The following is a 21,031-nucleotide window of genomic DNA, read 5'->3' as shown; positions in this document are numbered from 1 at the left end:
GGCCCACGTCGCTAATCAGAATGTCCCGCGCAGCGTTACCGAGACATTGCGCGGGTCTCCCCAGTAATACCCGGTTGGCGTCGGCGCTACCTGGCGGTAGTACTTTTTATCGAAGATGTTGTTGGCATTGAGCTGCACCGAGTAGTGCTCGTTGAAGCGGTAGTTGACCATGGCGTTGTACACCGCGTAACCCGCCTGGCTAGCCTCGGCGCCGGGGTTGACGCCGCGTGCGTTGCTGGCCGCCTTTGAATAGATCGCACTCTGTGCCTGCACGCCACCGCCAACGGTCCAGGCATCGAGTTGACCCGGCAGCCGGTAGCTGGTGAATAGCTTGAGCAGGCGTTTGGGGTCAGTGGTGCGGATGGCATTGCCCTGGTTGGTCGGGTCGTTCAGGTACTCGGTGGTGTTGTAGGTGTAGCCACCGGCGACGTTCCAGCCTGGCAGCACCTCGCCGGAAATCTCCAGTTCGAAGCCTTGGCTACGGTTCTTGCCTGCGGCGATCTTGCAGTAGCCGGTATTGACCCCACACGGCTGGCCGCTGGCGATGTCGTCGATCGCGTTACCCACTTGATAGATGCGAAACAACGCGAGCGATGCGTTCAGGCGCCCGTCGTAGAACTCGCCCTTGATGCCGGTTTCGTAGGCTTGACCTTCGACCGGTTCGAGCACCGAGCCGTTGATATCGGTGGAGGTTTGCGGGTTGAAGATTTCGGTATAGCTGGCGTAGGTGCTGAAGTTATCGTTCAGGTCATAAATCAGCGCGGCGTAGGGCACGATCTTGTTGTCGACGCTGAAGCTGCCATTGCTACTGGTGTTGTTCTCTTGCTCGTAGTCATACCAGTTGCTGCGTGCACCGATGATCGCCGTCAGCGGGTCGGCCAGCGAAATCCGCCAGGTGGCGTAGGCGCCTTGCTGGGTTGTGCGGGTGCGTACCGGGTGGGCGAGTATGTCGATATCGGGGTTGGCCAGGCTAGTTTTCGGGTGCCATTGGCGGATGTCGAATACGCCCGACTGCACATAATTGGTCGCCGAGGCGTATGAGTCGTTGCGGATACGCTCCACGCCCAGCATCAGGTCATGGGTCCGGCCGAGTAGGTCGAACGGCCCGTTGAGGGTCGCGCTCAGGTTGTTTTGCAGGCTTTCACCGCCATCGCCTTCAGTAACCTGGTAGTTCATCAGGTAAGGGTTGTTGGTCGGGTTGGCAGAACCGGTGGCGCGGCTGAGGTAGGTTTGCTTGAAGCCGTTGTCGGCCAGCTCGAAGTGGGTGCGCTGGGCCATCAGCTTGAGCTTCCAGTCGTTGTCGAAGCGGTGCTCGAGTTCTGCGAAGGTCTGCAGGTTGCTGCGGTTCCAACGGTTCCAGTCGGCGCCCAGGTAAGTGCTGCGGCCCAGCGGTAGCGGCGAGCCGTCATAGTCAGCAGGTAGGTTGCCCCAGGCCCCGGTGGCATCGAGCTTGGTCCATTCAAGGCCGGTGGTCAGGGTGGTGCTGTCATTGAGGTCGAAAGCCAGCACGCCGTACAGCACCTCCTTGCGCTCCTGGCGTGCTGCCTGGAAGTGGTCCTTGTCATCGTGCACGGCGATCACTCGGCCACGCACATTGCCGGTCTCGGTCAGCGGGCCGGAGAGGTCTGCCACGTAACGCTGGGCATCCCACGAGCCCAAGGTGACGCTGCCTTCGCCCTGGTATTGGTAGGTGGGGCGCTTGCGCACCAGGTTGACAGTGCCCGAAGGGTTGCCGGCACCGCGAATCATGCCAGTGGCGCCGCGCAGGATCTCGGCCCGGTCGATGATGGCTGAGTCGCTTTGAATGAACGAGCCGCCACCACTGCCCTGTACCACCGTGGCACCGTCATACTGGATGGCATCGATTGCGTAGCCGCGCGAATAGTACTGTACCCGCTCGCTGTCGGTCAGGTTCACGACCACGCCTGGGGTCTGCTCCAGCAAATGGGTGAGGTTGGTGATGTGCTGGTCATCGAGGCGCTGGCGCGTGATCACGGTGACCGACTGTGGCGTTTGCCGCAGGCTTTGCGCGGTCTTGCCGATGGTGACAGCGCCAGTGGTGTATGAGCCGCTGCGCTCGGTCGTTTCGCCCAGCCGAGCGCTGGAAATGCTGGTGGCTCCCAGTTGCAGCGCGCCGTCGGCAGCCATTGTCGGGGTCAGCACAAAGCTGCCGTCACCCTCTTGTTGCACCTGAACATCGCTGCCCTGCAACAGAATCGACAGCGCTTGAGCGCCATCATGACGACCCTGCACACCCTGTGTGGCCTTGCCTTGCAGGCTGCTGGCATCGTACGAGAGGTTCAGCCCGCCTTGGCGGGCCAGTTGGTCCAGTGCCGCTGCCAGTGGGCCGGGTGCAATGTGCCAGTCGCGCGGCTGGCTATGGCTCGAAGGCGCCGCCAGGGCCACTGCCGGAGCAGCCAGGCCGCAGCCCAAGCCAAGGCCGAACACGCCAGCGCGCACAGCTTGGCTCAGCCGCACATTGCGGGGAAAACTGGGGTGGATCATGGAGCGCTCCTGAAGGTTGGTAGACCGCTGTTGGGGCTTTATTCCCTTCAGGCCGAACGAGAATGAGATTCCACCTCATTTATTTCTAGAAATATTCAAACGGCGGCGACGCTCACCCAGTAACGCGTACGCAAGTCGATGCGCACCGGCAGGCTGCGCCCCAACAGTTGGAGGATCCGCAGCGTGTCGCCTAATTGATAGGTACCCGACACCCTCAGCCCCGCCACCTCTGGAGCGCAACGCAGCACGCCTGGGCGGTAGCGCGCCAGCTCGGCGATGAATTCACCCAGTGGCATCTGCTGCACGCTGAGCACGCCATCGGTCCAGCCCCACGGGTCGCCATGCCAGTGGGCGGGGGAGTAGGCGCCGCTGGCCAGCACTTGCAACACTTCGCCAGCCTGCAGCTGCTTGGCAGCGCTGGTGTTCGGCAATAGCGTGACGGTGCCGCGGCGCACCGCCAGCAACACCCCCCGATCGTTTTCACGCAGGAGTAATTGCCCATCGCGGGTGCCCAACGCGCCGATGCGCGTGTTGATGCGATAAGGCCGGTCGTCGCTGGCGTTGCTGTCCAGGCTGACCTCGCCACGCAGCAGCGTCAGCTCACGGTAGTCGGCGCTGTAGTGCAGATCGATGGCACTGGCAGTGTTGAGTTGAATAAGGCTGCCATCACTGCCCTGGATGCGGCGGCGTTCGCCAGTGGCTGTGCGGTTGTCTGCCATCAGGGCTGGCAGGCCCAGGGGCTCGCGGGCGGCCCAACCGAGGCTGCCACCGACTGCTAGCACCGCCAGCAGCTTGAGCTGGTCACGGCGGCGGATCTGCAGGCGCCGGCTACCCTCCAGGGTGTTGCGGCTCAGTGCGTTCGGCAGCTCAGCCAGTTCATCGCTCAGGTTGCTGACCCGCAACCAGGCCTGGGCATTGTGCGGATGCTCGCCCAACCATTGCTCGAACGCACGGTGCGTTTCAGGGCTTGGCGTATCGAAGCGCAGTTTCACCAGCCACGCGATGGCCTGGTCGACCTGTGCCTGTGGCGGTGCTGGCTCACTCGGCATAACGTAGCCGGTAGCAAACGCCCAGCGCCTTGGCCAAGTCGCGCTCGACGGTGGCTCGCGAAACCGCCAGGCGCAGCGCGATCTTGGGGATGCTCAAACCCTCTAGCTGGGCCAGCAAAAAGGCCTGTCGGGTACGCGGCTTGAGCTGTTGCAAGGCACGGTCCAAGCGTTCGAGGGTATCGAGGATGATGCGTCGGTGCTCCTCGCTGGGCGCCTCGCCCTCAGGCAGCAGTGCCAGGCTTTCCTGATAGGCCCGCTCCAGCGCACGGCGGCGGAACTGGTCGATCATCAGGCCACGGGCAATGCTGCTCAGGTAGGCGCGGGGCTCTTTGAGCGGTGATACCTGGCGCGCGCGTAGCAAGCGCACGAAGGTATCTTGTGCCAGGTCCGCCGCATGCTCCTGGCAGCCGACCCGGCTGCGCAGCCAGCCACGCAACCAGGCGTGATGCGACTGATAGAGCAGAGCGACCTCGGCCGGTTTGAGCGTGTCGTTGATCTGCATCGTAGCGAAGGCCCGGTTTTGTGGATCATGTGCGTTTGTGAATGGTTCTCAATTCTATGCGGGGATGCTGGCACTGAGCAATGGCGTTTCTGGAATTACCTGAGCAAGATCCGGCGTTTGCCCGATGAGTGGCTGCGTTATGCTGGACCGGCCTGAAGCTGAAGGAGCGTTGCTAGATGCTTGCCGACCTTTCCCCTGACGCGTACCGCGCAGCCACGCACTACCTGGCTTCACTGGATCCTGACTGGGCACGGCATATCCAGGCTACCGGGCCATGCCTGCATCGGGCCACCCCAGAGCGCGAGCCTTACGAAGCGCTGGTACGCGCCATCGCCTATCAACAGCTCCATGCGCGAGCAGCGGAGGCGATACTTGGCCGGTTGCTGGCTCTGTTCCCCGGGCAGCCGTTTCCAGCGCCCGCACAACTGTTGGCGCTCAGTCCCGAGGCACTGCGTGGGTGTGGCTTTTCGGCGAGTAAGCTGGCCACCCTCCAGGGTATTGCGCAAGCCAGCCTGCAGGGCATCGTGCCAAGCCGCGATGAGGCACAAGAGCTATCCGATGATGCGCTGATAGCGCGCCTGGTGACGTTACGTGGCGTGGGCCGCTGGACGGTGGAAATGCTGCTGATCTACTGCCTGGAGCGTTCGGATATTCTGCCGGTGGACGATTTTGGTGTGCGCGAGGGCTACCGTCGGCTCAAGGGGCTGGACAAGGCGCCGACGCCAGCCCAGATGCGCTCGCTTGGCGGTGCCTGGAGCCCGTACCGTACCGTTGCCGCCTGGTACCTGTGGCGGGCGTGAGCCACCGACCGAACCGACTGTCGAGGTTAACCGCGATGAATGCTTTCACAACCGACCTTCAACGCTGGCAAGCCGTCGAAGCCCGCGATGCCTCTGGCGCCGGGCATTTCGTCTACGCGGTGCGCACCACCGGTGTGTACTGCCAGCCCGGCTGCAAGGCGCGCATGGCCAAACGCGAGAATGTCGAGTTCTTCAACGACTCCAGCAGTGCCGAAGCCGCAGGCTACCGCCCGTGCCGCCGCTGCATGGCCCAGCCGAACGCTTCTCGGCGCGCAGACTTGGTGGCCCGCGCCTGTCGCTTGCTCGAACGCAGCGACAGCCCGCCGACGCTCGACCAACTCGGCGCGCAACTTGCTGTCAGCCCATTCCACCTGCACCGCTTGTTCAAAGCCGCAACCGGCCTCACGCCCAAGGCATACGCCAGCGCCTTTCGCGCCCGGCGCCTGCGCGAGCGGCTGGGCGATGGGGATGGGTCGGTAACCGATGCCATCTACGACGCGGGCTACAACTCCAACAGCCGTTTCTATCAGAGCGCCCCCCAGCGCCTGGGCATGCAACCCCGCGACTACCGGGCTGGCGGCGTGGGTGCGACCGTCCATTTCGCCATCGGCGAGTGTTCTCTGGGCGCAATCTTGGTAGCGCAAAGCGAAAAGGGTATCTGCGCGATCGCGCTGGGCGATGATCCCGAGGTTTTGCTCGAGCAGCTGCAGGATCAGTTTCCCAAGGCTCGTTTGATTGGGGGCGATGCCAGTTATGAGCGGCTGGTCGCCGAAGTGGTCGGGTTCGTCGAGGCGCCAGCACTGGGGTTGAACCTGCCGTTGGACGTGCAGGGTACCGCCTTCCAGGAGCGGGTCTGGCAGGCGCTGCGCGAGGTGCCCGTGGGCAGCCAGGTCAGCTACAGCGATATCGCTGAACGCATCGGTGCACCAAAAGCGGTGCGGGCGGTAGCCAAGGCCTGTGGCGCCAATCGCATTGCGGTGGCCATCCCTTGCCATAGGGTGGTGCGCCGTGACGGCGATATCAGCGGCTATCGCTGGGGGGTAGAGCGCAAACGGCAGCTGCTGGCACGAGAAACGGCACTCACCTGAAGGCACCAAGGCGGGTAGAATCCACCGCCATATCGATGTGTGAAGAGGAACATTCGATGAGGCGCGTTTGCCTTGCCCGTTTTTGTCTGGCCTTCTTGGCCTTGATGTTGGTAGTGGCGCAGCCGGCCTGGTCGGCGCCCGTGGCACCCGCATCGAACCTTGCGGCCGGCGATTTGCCAGCGCTGGATGAAACCGCCAGCTATGAACAACTCAGTGACCGGCTCGACCTGATCCGCCAGGGGGTCACCAGCAACGCCAACGACGATGTGCTCTCGCAGTTGCGCTTGGCGACCGTGCAGGTGCAGCGCCAGGCTGATGCCTTGAGCACCTTGCGCGCCGCCGATGTGGCCAAACTGGACGATAAGCTCAATGTGCTGGGGCCGGTGCAGCCGGACGAAGCGCCGAGCATCACCCAGCAGCGTAGGCAGCTTGATGCCGAGAAAAAGGCGCTGGTGGCCGAACAGGACCAGGCCGCCAAGTTGACCCAGTCGGCCCGCGACCTGTCGACACAGATCGTCAACCTGCGCCGCAGCCAGTTCAACTCGCAGATCCTCAGCCGTGCCGCCAGTCCGTTGAGCCCCGCATTCTGGTCGAGCCTGATCCGCCCCACCGATGATGATGTCGCTCGCCTGCGTGACCTGCGCAGTGAAGCTGGGGCTGCCTTGAACAGTGCCTTCAGCGCCGATCATCGCTGGTTCTTCATCGCCACTGTGGCAGCCGCGTTCCTGGTCTGGATCTGGCTGCGGCGGGTGATCGAGCGCATGTTGGCCGCTGCCATGGTGCGCTGGCTACCCGAGGGGCGCCTGCGCCGCAGCGCATTGGCCCTGAGCGTCAGCCTGGCCACCCTGGCCACCATCGCAGGGTCGGTATCGCTGCTGCGCTGGGGCCTTGAGAGCAGTGCAGAACTGGGCTCCGACGTTGCCAGCCTGACCAACCATTTCCTGACACTAGTGGTGTTCAGCGCCTTCATCAGCGGACTGGGCCGCGCCATGCTGATGCTGCAGCGCCCGTCCTGGCGCCTGCCAGCAATCCACGACGAAGTGGCTGTGGCCCTGGGCTGGTTCCCCAAGCTGCTGGCATTGGCGCTGATGGTGATGCTGACCATCGAGCGCATCAACAGTGTGATCGGCACGAGCCTGGCGCTGACCGTGGCCACCAATGGCCTGACGGCGTTGGTGGTGGCGGCGATTTTCTCGTTTGCCCTGGTGCGATACCGCCGCACGTTGCGTGAGCATCAACTGCCCCGCCCGGCAGGGTTGGCTGGCTTGATCCCGTTCGTGATCGTGGTGTGGGTCGGTTTGATCGTGCTGAGCCTGCTGGCCGGCTACCTGACGTTGGCTTACTTCCTCACCGGCAAGCTGCTGTGGATCAGTGTGGTCGGGGTGTGCGCCTACCTGCTCACCACCTTCTTTAGCGACCTGTGTGAAATCCTGCTCTCGCCTCGCCAGCCAGGGGGGCTGACGCTGGCCGCGAGCCTGGGCTTGGCACCGCGCCACCAGGCGCAGGCCAGCACCGTGCTGGTGGGTATCAGCCGCACGGTGCTGCTGCTCATGGCCATCCTGCTGGCGTTGATGCCATCGGGCACGAGCCCCGGCGAGTTGCTGCTGAGCCTGGGTGATTGGGACGGCACCGGCGGCAAGCTGCTCGGCAACCTCAACATCGTGCCGCAGGACATAGTGCTGGCGTTGTTGATCTTTGTGGGTGGCTGGTTGGCCATACGGGTGCTCAAGCGCTGGCTCAGCGAGCGGTTGCTGCCGGAAACCGACATGGATGCAGGTATGCGGGCCTCGCTGGTGACCCTCGTGGGGTACCTCGGTTTCCTGTTCCTGGCCATGTTGGTGATGTCGACCCTGCATATCAACCTGACCAGCCTGACGTGGGTCGTCAGTGCGCTGTCGGTGGGCATCGGTTTCGGTTTGCAGCAGATCGTGCAGAACTTCATCTCCGGCCTGATCCTGCTGACCGAGCGCCCGGTGAAGGTGGGCGATTGGGTGAGCCTGGCAGGGGTCGAGGGGGATATCCGCCGGATCAACGTGCGTGCAACTGAAATCCAGATGTCCGACCGCTCAACGGTGATTGTGCCCAACTCGCAGTTCATTTCGCAGAATGTGCGGAACGTGACCATGGGCAATGCCCTGGGCGTGGTGGGTATCACGCTGACGTTGCCGCTGGATACCGATGCCAACCGCGTGCGCGAACTGCTGCTGGCGGCCTATCAGGAGCATGAAGCGATCCTTGACGCGCCGGCCAGTTCGGTCAGTTTCAAGGAGCTGACTTCAACGGGCATGGTCATTGGTGTGAGTGGCTTTGTGGCGGGGCCGCGGCAGGTATCGGGCACTCGCAGCGATTTACTGTTCACCATTCTGGGCCGCTTGCGCGAAGAGGGGATCGCCCTGTCGTCGCCCCAGAGCATGGTGCTGCTGCAGGAAGGCACGCGGGGGGGCGATGAGCCTTCGTGAGCATTTTGCCGCTGAGGGCCGTTCGTAACGCGAATGTCTTTATAGCCCAACGTCGTTGAGGCCAACAGGTGTTCGCCTCAGCGCCTGGTCAGGCGCTGAGGCTGATGCGTCCTAGTCGACGCCTGGCCTTGAAGGCGGTGAAGGCGTCGTGGTGGACACCTCTGGCCCATCACCCCAAACAGCGGGTCACATGCTTCACCGACTGATAAGCCGACAACCCCCAGGGCCCCAGCTCGCGACCAATTCCGCTGCCCTTGGTGCCGCCCCAAGACGTCTCCACGAACACTGCCTGTATCGAGTTGATCCACACATGCCCGACTTCCAGGGCGTCGGCGACACGTTCGGCGCGTGCCAGGTCGGCGCAGCACACCGTGGCAACCAGCCCGAAACGGCTGTCGTTGGCCTCGGCAATCGCCTGTTCCTCAGTGGCGAAGCGGCGCGCGCAGAGTACCGGGCCGAAGATTTCCTCGGTCCAGAGGCGGCTATCCTTGGGCACGTCGGTATACAGTGTCGGGCTCACGAACCAGCCTTCGCGGTCCAGCGCCTGTCCACCTGCCAGGCAATGCAAGCCTTCTTCACGGGCGGTGGCGAAGTAGCTGGCAACCTTCAGCCATTGTGCCTGGCTGGTCAGCGGCCCCATATCGACGTCTTCGGCCAAGGGGTTTCCCACCCGCAGCTTTTGCAGCGCCGCCTGCAGACGCGGTAGCAGCGTATCGGCAATGCCCTCCTGCACCAGCAGGCGCGAAGTGGCCGAACACATCTGGCCGGCGTTCCAGGTGATACCGGCGACGATCCATTGCACTGCCTGGTCCGGGTCGCAGTCGTCGAACACCACGATCGCCGATTTGCCACCCAGCTCCAGGGTCACCGGTCGGCATTGGGCCGAGGCACTGCGCATCACCAGGCTACCGACGCTGTTGCTGCCGGTGAACGAGAGTTTGTCCAAACCGTTGTGGTTGCTCAACGCGGCGCCTGTTTCAGCCTTGCCATTGACGATGTTCAGTACACCGGCCGGCAGGCCCAGGCTATCGGCAATCTGGCCGTAAGCCAGCTCGATGAGCGGCGTCACTTCCGAGGGTTTGAGCACCACGGTGCAACCGGCGGCCAGGGCTGGCGCAAGCTTCCAGGCGCTGGTCACCAGGGGGAAGTTCCATGGCACGATCAGGCCGACGACGCCTACCGGCTCCAGGCGGGTGCGCGCCGTGAAACCGGGCGCAGCCAACGGCACCTCGCGGTTTTTCGATGGCAGTTGCTCGGCCAGGTCGGCGTAGTAAGCGAAGGTGGCGATCGCGTCGTCCAAGTCGATCTCGGCCTCATGGCGTGGTTTGCCATTGTTGCGCATCTGCAGCGCGATCAATTCCTCGCGGCGCTGGCCGAGCTGTTCGGCAAAACCGCGCAGGTAGGCGGCACGCGCTTGGCTACAGACCCGTTTCCAGGTCGTCAGGGCCTGGCGCGCAGCGCTCACAGCCTGGTCGACCTGGGCCACGCTGGCAGCCATCAGTTCGGCGAACGGCAAGCCCAGTGCAGGCTCGTTGACGTTAATGCAGTCGCTGCCCTGGCCTTCGACCCAGCGCCCGCCAATGTAGTGGGAAGTATTCATGCAGATAATCCAGTCAGGCTGTTTCGGCAGCGGTTACAGGAGGATGCTCGGCGCTTTTGCAGCGCACCCAGCGCGGGCCTTTTGGGCCATACACGCCAGCAGGTTCAGGGAACAGGTTGAGCAGCAGCAGGTAAAGTACGCCGGCCAGGCCCAAAGTTACCGGCAGGCTCAGGTCGATGCCCCCGGCCAGGTTGCCCAAGGGGCCGACGAATTGCCCTGGCAGGTTGACGAAGCACAACCCGACCACCGCGCTGGGGATCCACGCGCCCATGCCACGCCAGTTCCAGCCGTGCAGGAACCAGTAGTGCCCACCACGCTGGCCGCGGGTAAACACCTGCAGGTCGTCGGCATGGTAAAAACCGCGCCGGGTAATCAGGCCGAGGATCATGATCACCATCCAGGGGCTGGTGCAGGTGATGATCAGGACGGCGAAGGTAGACACGCTCTGCACCAGGTTGAAGGTGAAGCGGCCGATGAAGATGAAGCCGATCGCCAGTACACCGATCAGCAAAGTAGCGCCAGCGCGGCTGAGCCGGCGCGGGAACACGCTGGACATGTCCAGCCCGGTGCCATATAGCGCGGTGGTGCCGGTGGACATGCCGCCGATCACGGCAATCAGGCACACCGGCAGGAAGAACCAGCTCGGCGCCACCGCCAGCAGGCCGCCGACGTAGTTGTTGGCAGCGATGTAATCGGGCGCTTGGGTGGCCACCAGGGTGGCGGTGCACAGGCCGAACAAGAATGGGATCAGCGTTGCGACCTGTGCTGCAATCACCGCCAGCATGATGCGCGACTTAGGGGTTTGCCGTGGAATGTAGCGCGACCAGTCGCCGAGGAAGGCACCGAACGACACCGGATTGCTCATTGCCAGGATCGCGGCACCGACGAAAGCTGCCCAAAAGCCCGGCTGGCTTAGGTTGACGCTACCGGCAAAGCCCGCATCGAATGGGCCGGCAAAGGCGAATATGCCCAGCAGAAACAGCAGGCTCGACGCCCAGACGGCGATCTTGTTGACCCACAGCATGAAGCGAAAACCAAAGATGCACACAACCAGCACCAGCACCGCGAACAGGCCGTAGGCCAGGCCCAAGGTCAGGTCGGTTTCCGGCAGCCCGGCCAGGCGCTTGGCGCCGCCGACCAGGGCATCACCTGAGCTCCACACCGACAGTGAAAAGAACGCCACAGCGGTGAGCAGCGACAGGAACGAGCCAACGATGCGCCCGTGCACACCAAAGTGTGCGCCCGATGACACCGCGTTGTTGGTACCGTTGAGCGCACCGAACAGGCCCATGGGGGCGAGGATCAGTGCGCCAACGCCAACGCCGAGCAGAATTGCCCAGACGCCGGCCTGGAACGATAGCCCGAACAGCACTGGGAAGCTGCCCAATACGGCAGTGGCGAAGGTATTGGCACCGCCGAAGATCAGGCGGAACAGGTCTAGCGGGCAAGCGTCGCGTTGATCGTCGGGGATCTGTTCGACGCCATTGGTCTCGATACCGGTCGAGTGGCTCATGGTGATGCTCCAGCGCGGTTGTTGTAGGCCCGCAGCTGTGCGCGGGCCCTATTGTGGGTGCGATGGCAGTGCGGCAAGGCCGCGTAAGTTGGATCAGGCTGCAGTCACGACCGACAAGTGCTCGTGGCACGCCAGCCAATGATCGCCCTGGCGGCGAAACACGATGGTTTCGCGTTCGGCCAGTTGGTGTTCTTCGCCGGCAAGGCTGATATGCGTAGCCACGTCATGCATGAAGATGGCTACTTGCCCTTGCAGGCTCACCTGCACGTTGCTCGACTCACAGCCGAGCACGGCAAAACCCTCGGCCTGCCATTGGGCCCAGAGAGCTTGGTATTCACGGCGCGAGAGCAGCGGGTGGGGCAAGGTGTGGAACAGGAAAGTGGCGTCTTCGCTGAAACAGGCGAAATAGCGTGCGCTGTCGTTGCTGGCGAAGGCTGCGATCAGGTCGGCGGCGGCTTTGCGTACTTGAGCGGTCTGGTCCACGACAGTGGCCTCACGATTATTGTGATTGTGGTGAAGCGATTCTGGTGGCGACGCAGAAGGGGAAAAATCGCTAAGGAAAAATAATCACTTCAGAAATCTGTGAAGTGATGGCCGTAAGGCCCTAGCCTGCCCATCCGACTGACGGTTCTACGCGACCCTGATCCTTGCCTACGCTCACACTCCCACCCTTTGCGAGTAGGAGATGCGTCATGGCGTTCCAATACAAGCGTCTGGACAAGAATGATGCCGCCGTTCTTTTGGTCGACCACCAAACGGGCCTGTTATCGCTGGTACGCGATATCGACCCCGACCGGTTCAAGAACAACGTGCTGGCGCTCTCTGACCTGGCCAAGTACTTCAAGCTGCCGACCATCCTGACCACCAGTTTCGAAACCGGCCCCAACGGCCCGCTGGTTCCGGAGCTCAAGGAGCAGTTCCCTGACGCCCCCTATATCGCCCGCCCTGGCAATATCAACGCCTGGGACAACGAAGACTTCGTCAAGGCGGTAAAGGCCACTGGCAGGAAACAGCTGCTGATCGCCGGGGTAGTCACCGAAGTCTGCGTAGCCTTTCCGGCATTGTCAGCCCTGGAGGAGGGCTTTGAGGTATTCGTGGTGACCGACGCCTCTGGCACTTTCAACGAGTTGACCCGCGACTCGGCCTGGCGGCGCATGGAGGCAGCCGGTGCTCAGCTGATGACCTGGTTTGGCGTGGCTTGCGAGCTGCACCGTGATTGGCGCAACGATGTCGAGGGGCTGGGTACGCTGTTCTCCAATCACATCCCCGACTATCGCAATCTGATGACCAGTTACGACAAGCTGGCGAAGTAGGGTAGCAAGGGCGTTGCCAGACGAGCAAAGCGGTTTGCTGTCATGTCCAGTGCTCGATTAGTCTGAGTGCAACGCCCTTAACGCAATCGAGGAATACGTATGAAGGAACATACCTATCAGGTGACGGTGGATTGGGTGGGCAATACGGGTGAGGGCACATCCAGCTATACCTCCTATCAGCGCAATTTCACCGCCCAAGCCCTGAGCAAACCTGTGCTTGAGGGCTCTGCAGACCCGGCCTTTCGCGGTGATGCCAGCCGCTGGAACCCCGAGGACATGCTTGTCGCATCGCTTTCGGCCTGTCACAAGCTCTGGTACTTACACCTATGCGCAGTCAACGCGGTGAATGTGCTTGAGTATGTCGATAATGCTCAGGGGCGAATGGTTGAAGGCGATGCTCATCGTAAAGGGCATTTCACTGAAGTGGTCCTGCGTCCACAGATCGTGGTCAGCGCAGAGTCCGATGTAACCCTTGCAAGGCAGCTGCATGATACTGCCCATCATGAGTGTTTCCTGGCCAATTCGGTCAATTTTCCAGTGCGCTGCGAACCGGCTATCCACCGCCAGGGCTAAAGAAAAAACCCCTTGCGGCGTGGGCAGCAAGGGGTTTTTTTCGGCTTGCACAGCGCTTTGTGCGTTACACGTTGAAGCGGAAGTGCATAACGTCACCGTCTTTGACGATGTAGTCCTTGCCTTCAAGGCGCCATTTGCCGGCTTCCTTGGCGCCGCTTTCACCCTTGAACTGGATGAAGTCGTCGTAGGCCACCACTTCGGCGCGGATGAAGCCTTTCTCGAAGTCGGTGTGGATCACCCCTGCGGCCTGCGGGGCGGTGGCGCCGACGCGCACGGTCCACGCGCGCACTTCCTGCACGCCAGCAGTGAAGTACGTTTGCAGGTTGAGTAGCTCGTAACCGGCACGGATTACACGGTTCAGGCCAGGCTCTTCAAGGCCCAGGGCCTCGAGGAACATATCTTTCTCTTCACCGTCGTCCAGCTCGGCGATTTCCGCTTCGATCTTGTTGCACACCGGCACCACGACCGCGCCTTCTTCTTCGGCAATGGCCTTGACCACGTCCAGGTGCGGGTTGTTCTCGAAGCCGTCTTCGGCCACGTTGGCGATGTACATCACAGGTTTGCTGGTCAGCAGGTGGAAGCCGCGGATCAGGGCCTTTTCATCATCAGCCATGTTCTTCATCAGGCTGCGCGCAGGCTTGCCTTCGGTGAAGTGCGGGATGAGCTTCTCCAGGATCGCCTTCTGGGCCAGGGCATCCTTGTCACCGCCCTTGGCATTGCGGGCAACTTTCTGCAGCTGTTTTTCGCAGCTGTCCAGGTCGGCGAAGATCAGTTCGAGGTCGATGATCTCGATGTCACGCTTGGGGTCGACGCTATTGGAAACGTGGATCACGTTTTCATCTTCGAAGCAGCGCACCACATGGGCGATGGCATCGGTCTCACGGATGTTGGCCAGGAACTTGTTGCCCAGGCCTTCACCTTTCGACGCCCCGGCCACCAGGCCTGCGATGTCGACGAACTCCATGGTTGTCGGCAGGATGCGGTTGGGCTTGACGATTTCCGCCAGGGCTGCCAGGCGTGCATCGGGCATCGGCACGATGCCGCTGTTCGGCTCGATGGTGCAGAAAGGGAAGTTCTCCGCCGCGATGCCAGACTTGGTCAGGGCGTTGAACAGGGTGGACTTGCCGACGTTGGGCAGGCCGACGATGCCGCAATTGAAACCCATGGGTATTCCCCTCTCTAGGAAATCAGGCCTTCTGGCTGTGCAACTCGCGCATGGCCTTGGCGAAGTCGCCAGCCAGTACGTCCGGCAGCACGCCGAGGGCAAAATCGATGCTGGCGTCGAGCTTCTCCTGCTCGGCGCGCGGCGCGCGGCCCAGGACGAAGTTGGAGACCAGTTTGGCGTCACCTGGGTGGCCGATGCCAAGCCGCAGGCGATGGAAGTCGTTCTGGTTGCCGAGCTGCGCGATGATGTCGCGTAGGCCGTTGTGCCCCCCATGGCCGCCGCCGCGCTTGAGCTTGGCAACGCCCGGAGGCAGGTCGAGTTCGTCATGAGCCACCAGGATTGCTTCCGGCTTGATGCGGAAGAAATTCGCCAATGCCGCCACGGCCTGGCCGCTGCGGTTCATGTAGGTAGTGGGGATCAACAGACGAACGTCGTTGCCCTGATGGCTGAACTTAGCCGTCAGGCCGAAATATTTCTTGTCAGCGGTCAGCGATACCCGCTGGGCGCTGGCAATGCGTTCTACGAAAAGAGCCCCTGCGTTATGCCGGGTCTGTTCGTATTCGGGGCCGGGGTTACCCAGGCCGACGATCAACTGGATGGCGGTCACGTCAGGGGCTCTTCCTTGGAGTTGTTGGGTTACAGGGCGCGGGGCGCACTGTAACCCGATCAACACCGGCGCGCGAGTGGATTACTCGGCAGCGTCTTCTTCAGCAGCTTCGGCGGAAATGCGCGGAGCGTGAACGTTGGCAACAGCTTTGTCATCACCGTGGGCCAGAGCGACGAACTCTACGCCTTTCGGAGCTTTCAGGTCCGACAGGTGGATGATGGTGCCGATTTCGGCCTTGGCCAGGTCAACTTCGATGAACTCTGGCAGGTCTTTGGCTTCGCAGGAAACTTCGATCTGCGATTCAACGTGCGAAACTTCGCCGCCTTTCTTGATCGGTGCTTCTTCGTTGATGAAGTGCACTGGAACAACAGCGGTCAGCTTCTGGCCAGCAACCACGCGAACGAAGTCAGCGTGCATGATGAAGCCTTTGGCTGGGTGACGCTGCATGGCCTTGACCACGACGTTCTGCTTGGCGCCATCGACGTTCAGTTCGATAACGTGGCTGAAGGCAGCTTCGTTTTCGAACAGCTTGGCGATTTCCTTGGCCACGATGGTCAGGGATTGGGCTTCTTTATCGCCACCGTATACAACGGCAGGGATGTTGGCGGAGTGACGCAGGCGGCGGCTCGCACCTTTCCCCAGGTCAGTACGCGCTTGGGCGTTCAGGATGAAATCAGTCATTTTGCTTCTCCAAAATAGCCTGCCGTAAGGCGTTTGCGACCAGCGCCAGACGGGGTGGCAAAAAAGCCCCGCCCCAACAAGATGCTGGGGCGGGGCGCTTCATATCAACACGTGTTCCGCTTAGCGGAACATCGCGCTGATCGATTCTTCGTTGCTGATGCGGCGAACCGCTTCGGCAACAACCGGTGCGATATCCAGCTGGCGGATACGGTCACAGGCTTGAGCAGCGGCAGACAGCGGAACGGTGTTGGTCACCACCAGCTCGTCCAGGACCGACTTCTCGATGTTTTCGATCGCACGGCCCGACAGAACAGGGTGCGTGCAGTAGGCGTAAACCTTGGCAGCGCCATGCTCTTTCAAGGCTTTGGCCGCGTGGCACAGGGTGCCGGCGGTGTCGACCATGTCGTCTACCAGGATGCATGTGCGCCCTTCGACGTCGCCGATGATGTGCATGACCTCGGAGTGGTTAGCCTTCTCGCGGCGTTTGTCGATGATACCCAGATCTACACCCAGGGACTTGGCAACGGCGCGTGCGCGCACAACGCCACCGATGTCCGGGGAAACGATCATCAGGTTCTCGAAACGCTGGTCTTCGATGTCGTCGACCAATACGGGCGAACCGTAGATGTTATCGACAGGAATATCGAAGAAGCCTTGGATCTGGTCAGCGTGCAGGTCGACGGTGAGTACACGGTCGATACCTACGACAGTGAGCATGTCAGCGACGACTTTGGCGCTGATGGCTACACGTGCCGAACGCGGACGGCGGTCCTGGCGGGCATATCCGAAGTAAGGAATCACGGCGGTGATTCGGGATGCTGAGGAGCGGCGGAAGGCATCGGCCATCACTACCAGTTCCATCAGGTTATCGTTGGTCGGGGCACAGGTCGGCTGAATAATGAAGACGTCTTTACCGCGAACGTTTTCATTGATCTCAGTGCTGATCTCACCGTCGGAGAATTTACCGACAGAGACGTCACCGAGAGGGATATGCAGCTGACGTACGACACGCCGAGCCAGATCGGGGTTAGCGTTCCCCGTAAAGACCATCATCTTGGACACGCGCAGTACCTGAAGGCTGAGGGTATACCTGGATGAGTATAAGGAAAATGGCAGGGGCGGCTGGATTCGAACCAACGCATGGCAGGATCAAAACCTGCTGCCTTACCGCTTGGCGACGCCCCTGTATCTGTTGCTGCGAACGCTTATGCGCTCGACTTCTTGACCAGACTTTGCAGCTTGCGATGCAACATCGAAATATTGCTTCCTTTCGCCACAAACCCTGTTTGGGTCACTGAAAGAAGGGCCAGAACTTTATCAGCTTCGGCTTTGTTTGGGAAGGCCCCAAACACACAACTTCCAGTACCGGTTAGTCGAGCCTCTGTGAATTTACCCAAAGAATTCAGCGCGTTGCGAACTTCTGGGTAACTCTGCTCTACCACCGGTTGGCAGTCATTTCGACTGTTTCCCTTGGGAACGGGGCGCATCTTAAGGGGGAGCGAATCACGTGTCAACTGCGGATGTGAAAAAATTTCTGCTGTGCTGACAGACACTTGCGGCACCAGCACGACGTACCATGGCTCCTCAGGATCTACCGGCGTCAATTGCTCGCCCACCCCTTGGGCGAAGGCGGCGTGGCCACGCACGAACACTGGCACATCAGCGCCTAGACCCAAGCCCAGTGCAGCCAGGCGATTTTCGTCCCAGTCCAGTTGCCAAAGGTGCGCCAGCCCCAGCAGCGTGGTGGCGGCATCGGAGCTGCCGCCACCGATGCCGCCGCCCATGGGCAGTACCTTGGTCAACCAGATGTCGGCGCCGAGCCCAGTGCCAGACTCCTCCTGTAACTTACGCGCGGCACGCACGATCAAGTTACTGTCGTGGGGCACCGACTCGATTTCGCCATGCAGGCGGATCACGCCGTCCTCGCGCCGGGCAAAGCGCAGTTCATCGCCATGGTCCAGGAACTGGAACACCGTTTCCAGTTCGTGGTAACCGTCGGGGCGGCGGCCAAGGATATGCAGCCACAGGTTGAGTTTGGCCGGGGCGGGCAGGGTCAGGGTAGGCATGAGCTCAGTGCCCCAACTGACGCGGCTGCCAGTCCTTGACCACGAGCGTTACGTCGAGGTCTTTGCCGTGCAGCTTCAGGCGCTCAGGCAACCAGTAGCCGTTTTGCTCGGTGTAGCTCAGGTACTGCACCTGCCAGCCGTCCTGGTCGAGGCTGGCCAGGCGGCTGTCGCCGTCGAGGGTCAGCTTGCTTTTGCTGTCAGGGGCGGGCAGGCCGCGAACCCACCAGACCAGATGCGAGACCGGCAGTTGCCAGCCCAGCTGTTCTTCCAGCAGGGCTTCGGGGCTGGCGGCTTCATAGCGGCCCTGGTTGGCCACTTCCAGCACCACACCACCGGGGCGGCCGGTCAGGCGGGCAGCGCCACGGCCCAGTGGGCCGGCAAGGCGGATATCGTAATAGTCCTGACGCTGCAGCCAGAACAGCGTGCCGCTGCCGGAATCGCGCGGGGCGCGGATGCCGACCTTGCCGTTGATCTGCCAGCCGTCGAGGCTGCTCAACTGTGTTTTATGGGCGCGCCACTGCTGTGGGTCGCCGTGGCCTTGCAGGGCTTCGCGGCTTCCAAAGCCGGCGCAGCCAGCCAGCAGGGCGATCAGGGTGAAGGTGATGCAATGGCGCAGGAACATAGCGTTAAAGAGTCTCGGATCCGGTCAGGCGCAAGAGGGTCTTGCGCAGGATAGGGCTGTCGGCCTGGGCTTCGAAACCTTTGGCCCAGACTTGGCGGGCTTCACGGCGTTTGCCGTTGGCCCAAAGCACTTCGCCCAGGTGAGCGGCTACTTCGTGGTCTGGGAAGCGGGCGAAAGCCTGGCGCAGGTAGTTTTCAGCCTCGTCGAGGCGCCCGAGCCGATAGTTGATCCAGCCCATGCTGTCGAGCACGGCAGGGTCATCCGGGGTCAGCTGATGGGCCTTCTCGATCAGTGCTTGAGCTTCGCTGTAGCGAGTGGTGCGATCGGCCAGGGTATAGCCCAAGGCGTTGAGTGCCATGGAATTGTCTGGCTCGCGATCGATGATGGCGCGCAGGTCTTTTTCCATCAGTGGCAGGTCGTTGCGTTTTTCCGCCAGCATGGCGCGGGTATAAAGCAGATTCAGGTCGTCCGGGTAGCGTTTGAGGGCTTGCTGAAGCACCTGGTCGGCTTGGGCGTCCTTGTTGTTGTTGCTGTAGCTTTCCGATTCGATCAGGTACAGCTGTACGGCGCTGTCCGGCTGTGCGTCGCGAGCTTCGGCAAGCAGGCGCGAGGCCTCGGTGCCGCGGCCATTGGCAATCAGGATATCGGCCTGGCGCAGCTGTGCCGGCAGGTAGTCCGGGCCGGGGCCGACCAACGCGTATTCGCGTAGCGCTCCTGCCGGGTCATGGCGCTCCTCGGCAATCCGCCCGAGGTTCAGGTGGGCGGCGTCGACGTTGCTGTCGCGCTCGATGAGCTCGCGCAGGTACACCTCGGCTTCGTCCCAATCCTGGTTTTCCAGGCAGACCAATGCCAGGGCGTATCGCGACTCGTCGTCGTCCGGGTACTGCTGCACCAGGCTCAGGAATTCAGCCTTGGCGTCGGCCATGCGGTCCTGTTCGACCAGGGTGCGCGCGTAGGTCAGGCGCAGGCGCTTGTCATCCGGGTTGTCGCGGATTGCCCCTCGCAGCAGTGGCAATGCTTCCGGGCCCCGATCCAGGGCCTGTAGCAGGCGAGCGCGCAACAGAGTTGGGGCGATTTCGCCATTTTGAACCGGGTGGGCTTCGAGCAGGTCCAGTGCCTCCTGCGCTTTGCCGTCCTGGTTCAGCAACAGCGCCTTGCCGAACACCAGTTGGCTGTTGTTCGGGTACTTGACCAATAGACGGTCGAAGCTCTGCATCAAGCCGTCGCGGGTACCCTGATCGGTCTCGGCGGCCGACAGGGCAAGGAAGTCGAAGTGGGTGTCGCCCTGGCCCTGAAGCACTTTCTCCATGTAGACCATGGCGTCATCGTAACGCCCGGCCCGGGCCAGCTGAATGGCCGCAGCGCGCTGGGCGTCGAGGTTCTGCGGGTCGTTCTTGGCCCAGATCAATGCGCTGTCCAGGGCCGGTTCGTCTGCGCCCAAGTATTCGGCGATGCGGTAGGCACGCTCGGAGACGCCAGGATCCTGGGTCTTCTGCGCCTGGTCGGTATAGTTGGCCAGGGCGATATCAAAGCGGTTGCGCTGGCCGGCCAGTTCGGCCACCAGCAGGCTGTACAGGGTGTCCTGCGAAAACGACCCATACACCACAGGCTTTTCGGCCTCGCCTTTGCCGGCCTCGGCAACGGTGGGCGCGGCATTGTGCGGAGCCAGGCTCTGGCAGCCCTGGAGCAGGGCGAAGGCAAGCAGCAGTGCGTAGGGTCTGTTCATAGAAGGCTTACAAGGACTAACCGGCGGTCGGAGCATGATGACACAAGCGCGGGGGCAAACCCACCTGCGAAGGTCGCGGTTTCATTGCAAGACTCCGACACTCGCTCGGGGCAGAAGTGCAGATCGAAACAGCTGTTGGAAAAAATACGCCGGGTAAGTGAGGAATTTGCAGCGCCCAATGCCGAGTGCGCCTATGGGGTGAGTTCCCTGGACGACGTATTCATACATGCACTTGGAGCAAGCCCTTGGCTGTTTCGAGAATCTTTCACCCCTCATTGAAGGAATCCGGCATGTCTGCCATCTCCAAATCGCTCGAAGAACTGCTCGCCAACATCTACGCGGACCACAAAGTGTCGATGCAGGAATTCCTGACGCTTCAGGCCGAATCGGATCGGCGCTGGGAAAAAGTCATCGAAGAACTGGGCCCGAACACCACACTGCTGGCTTTCCAGAAATCCATGGATGTCGCACTGCACATGCTCCACCTGAGTGTCGAGCACATCAAGAAGCAGGAGCTCACCGACCTGGGTGAAGCGGTGGTGAAAGATGCCATCACTGCCCAGGTAGAAGCGGTGAAGGCCGGTAGCCTGCTCAGCTTCAAGGCGCTGAAGGTAGGCCCGAACTCGCTTTAAGCCAAAGCGCCTGGGTTCACTGGTACTAGCCCCGGCCCGGCGAGCGTTCGTCGGGCCGGGCTGCTTTTAGCACAATAGCGAACGGTGGTTGTCCTAAAACCTGCGAAAGAGGACAATTATCGGCTTCTCG

General features: G+C 61.9%; 19 protein-coding genes and 1 tRNA gene. 6 read left to right on the top strand and 14 right to left on the bottom strand.

Annotated features, from left to right (window positions below; genetic code table 11):
• Positions 1–15: 15 nt before the first annotated feature.
• The 3 genes from J5M56_RS14670 to J5M56_RS14660 form a co-directional block, all read right to left on the bottom strand.
• Positions 16–2,505, bottom strand: a complete 2,490-nt coding sequence (locus J5M56_RS14670) for a TonB-dependent receptor (RefSeq protein WP_207937213.1) — start codon at positions 2,503–2,505, stop codon at positions 16–18.
• Between the two features lie 95 nt (positions 2,506–2,600).
• A complete protein-coding gene (locus tag J5M56_RS14665) occupies positions 2,601–3,554 on the bottom strand; it encodes a FecR domain-containing protein (protein ID WP_207937212.1) in 954 nt (317 codons plus the stop codon).
• A complete protein-coding gene (locus J5M56_RS14660) occupies positions 3,544–4,056 on the bottom strand; it encodes a sigma-70 family RNA polymerase sigma factor (RefSeq protein WP_207937211.1) in 513 nt (170 codons plus the stop codon). Before J5M56_RS14660 ends, J5M56_RS14665 begins: the two co-directional genes overlap by 11 nt.
• Positions 4,057–4,232: 176 nt before the next feature.
• On the opposite strand from J5M56_RS14660, the gene J5M56_RS14655 reads away from it, so the two are divergent.
• Genes J5M56_RS14655 through J5M56_RS14645 form a run of 3 tightly spaced genes read left to right on the top strand, consistent with a single transcriptional unit; the run spans position 4,233 to position 8,403 of the window.
• A complete protein-coding gene (locus J5M56_RS14655) occupies positions 4,233–4,856 on the top strand; it encodes a DNA-3-methyladenine glycosylase (RefSeq protein WP_207937210.1) in 624 nt (207 codons plus the stop codon).
• A gap of 35 nt (positions 4,857–4,891) precedes the next feature.
• Positions 4,892–5,944 carry a bifunctional DNA-binding transcriptional regulator/O6-methylguanine-DNA methyltransferase Ada gene (ada, locus tag J5M56_RS14650; RefSeq protein ID WP_207937209.1) on the top strand — a complete coding sequence of 351 codons (1,053 nt, stop codon included), beginning with the start codon at positions 4,892–4,894 and terminating at the stop codon, positions 5,942–5,944.
• 56 nt (positions 5,945–6,000) lie between these two features.
• Positions 6,001–8,403 carry a DUF3772 domain-containing protein gene (locus J5M56_RS14645; RefSeq protein ID WP_207937208.1) on the top strand — a complete coding sequence of 801 codons (2,403 nt, stop codon included), beginning with the start codon at positions 6,001–6,003 and terminating at the stop codon, positions 8,401–8,403.
• 169 nt (positions 8,404–8,572) lie between these two features.
• Here J5M56_RS14645 and J5M56_RS14640 read toward each other — a convergent pair whose 3' ends face one another.
• From J5M56_RS14640 to J5M56_RS14630, 3 genes are all read right to left on the bottom strand, one after another.
• Complete coding sequence (locus tag J5M56_RS14640) at positions 8,573–10,003, bottom strand: aldehyde dehydrogenase family protein (protein WP_207937207.1); 1,431 nt, start codon at positions 10,001–10,003, stop codon at positions 8,573–8,575.
• A gap of 13 nt (positions 10,004–10,016) precedes the next feature.
• On the bottom strand, positions 10,017–11,516 hold the full coding sequence (locus tag J5M56_RS14635) for a cytosine permease (protein WP_207937206.1): 1,500 nt from the start codon (positions 11,514–11,516) through the stop codon (positions 10,017–10,019).
• A gap of 93 nt (positions 11,517–11,609) precedes the next feature.
• Complete coding sequence (locus tag J5M56_RS14630; RefSeq protein WP_207937205.1) at positions 11,610–11,999, bottom strand: nuclear transport factor 2 family protein; 390 nt, start codon at positions 11,997–11,999, stop codon at positions 11,610–11,612.
• Between the two features lie 209 nt (positions 12,000–12,208).
• Between J5M56_RS14630 and ycaC the strand changes: the two genes are divergently transcribed.
• The gene (gene ycaC, locus J5M56_RS14625) at positions 12,209–12,829 is read left to right on the top strand and encodes an isochorismate family cysteine hydrolase YcaC (RefSeq protein ID WP_060477530.1); all 621 of its coding nucleotides are present in this window, start codon (positions 12,209–12,211) and stop codon (positions 12,827–12,829) included.
• Between the two features lie 99 nt (positions 12,830–12,928).
• Positions 12,929–13,402 carry an OsmC family protein gene (locus J5M56_RS14620; protein ID WP_186478263.1) on the top strand — a complete coding sequence of 158 codons (474 nt, stop codon included), beginning with the start codon at positions 12,929–12,931 and terminating at the stop codon, positions 13,400–13,402.
• 64 nt (positions 13,403–13,466) lie between these two features.
• Here J5M56_RS14620 and ychF read toward each other — a convergent pair whose 3' ends face one another.
• From ychF to J5M56_RS14580, 8 genes are all read right to left on the bottom strand, one after another.
• Positions 13,467–14,567 (bottom strand): redox-regulated ATPase YchF, encoded by a 1,101-nt coding sequence (ychF, locus tag J5M56_RS14615; RefSeq protein ID WP_060477532.1) that lies wholly within the window; start codon positions 14,565–14,567, stop codon positions 13,467–13,469.
• Between the two features lie 22 nt (positions 14,568–14,589).
• Complete coding sequence (pth, locus tag J5M56_RS14610) at positions 14,590–15,174, bottom strand: aminoacyl-tRNA hydrolase (RefSeq protein WP_009686183.1); 585 nt, start codon at positions 15,172–15,174, stop codon at positions 14,590–14,592.
• An 81-nt stretch (positions 15,175–15,255) separates the two neighbouring features.
• Positions 15,256–15,855: a 50S ribosomal protein L25/general stress protein Ctc gene (locus tag J5M56_RS14605; RefSeq protein WP_060477533.1), complete on the bottom strand. Its 600-nt coding sequence runs from the start codon at positions 15,853–15,855 to the stop codon at positions 15,256–15,258.
• 120 nt (positions 15,856–15,975) lie between these two features.
• A complete protein-coding gene (locus J5M56_RS14600) occupies positions 15,976–16,917 on the bottom strand; it encodes a ribose-phosphate pyrophosphokinase (protein ID WP_003247410.1) in 942 nt (313 codons plus the stop codon).
• Positions 16,918–16,965: 48 nt separating this feature from the next.
• Positions 16,966–17,040: transfer RNA gene (locus tag J5M56_RS14595), tRNA-Gln, on the bottom strand.
• A gap of 20 nt (positions 17,041–17,060) precedes the next feature.
• On the bottom strand, positions 17,061–17,921 hold the full coding sequence (ispE, locus tag J5M56_RS14590; protein WP_207937204.1) for a 4-(cytidine 5'-diphospho)-2-C-methyl-D-erythritol kinase: 861 nt from the start codon (positions 17,919–17,921) through the stop codon (positions 17,061–17,063).
• Between the two features lie 4 nt (positions 17,922–17,925).
• Positions 17,926–18,543: a lipoprotein insertase outer membrane protein LolB gene (gene lolB, locus J5M56_RS14585; RefSeq protein WP_207937203.1), complete on the bottom strand. Its 618-nt coding sequence runs from the start codon at positions 18,541–18,543 to the stop codon at positions 17,926–17,928.
• 4 nt (positions 18,544–18,547) lie between these two features.
• A complete protein-coding gene (locus J5M56_RS14580; protein WP_186478266.1) occupies positions 18,548–20,269 on the bottom strand; it encodes a tetratricopeptide repeat protein in 1,722 nt (573 codons plus the stop codon).
• 290 nt (positions 20,270–20,559) lie between these two features.
• Here J5M56_RS14580 and J5M56_RS14575 point away from each other — a divergent pair, with 290 nt between their 5' ends.
• On the top strand, positions 20,560–20,901 hold the full coding sequence (locus J5M56_RS14575; RefSeq protein WP_060477537.1) for a hypothetical protein: 342 nt from the start codon (positions 20,560–20,562) through the stop codon (positions 20,899–20,901).
• Positions 20,902–21,031 lie beyond the last annotated feature (130 nt).

Source organism: Pseudomonas sp. 51_B (genome assembly GCF_017491595.1).
Taxonomy (GTDB): Bacteria; Pseudomonadota; Gammaproteobacteria; order Pseudomonadales; family Pseudomonadaceae; genus Aquipseudomonas; species Aquipseudomonas promysalinigenes.
Note: the sequence above shows the minus strand (reverse complement) of the source record. Positions and strands in the feature narration are given on the sequence as shown.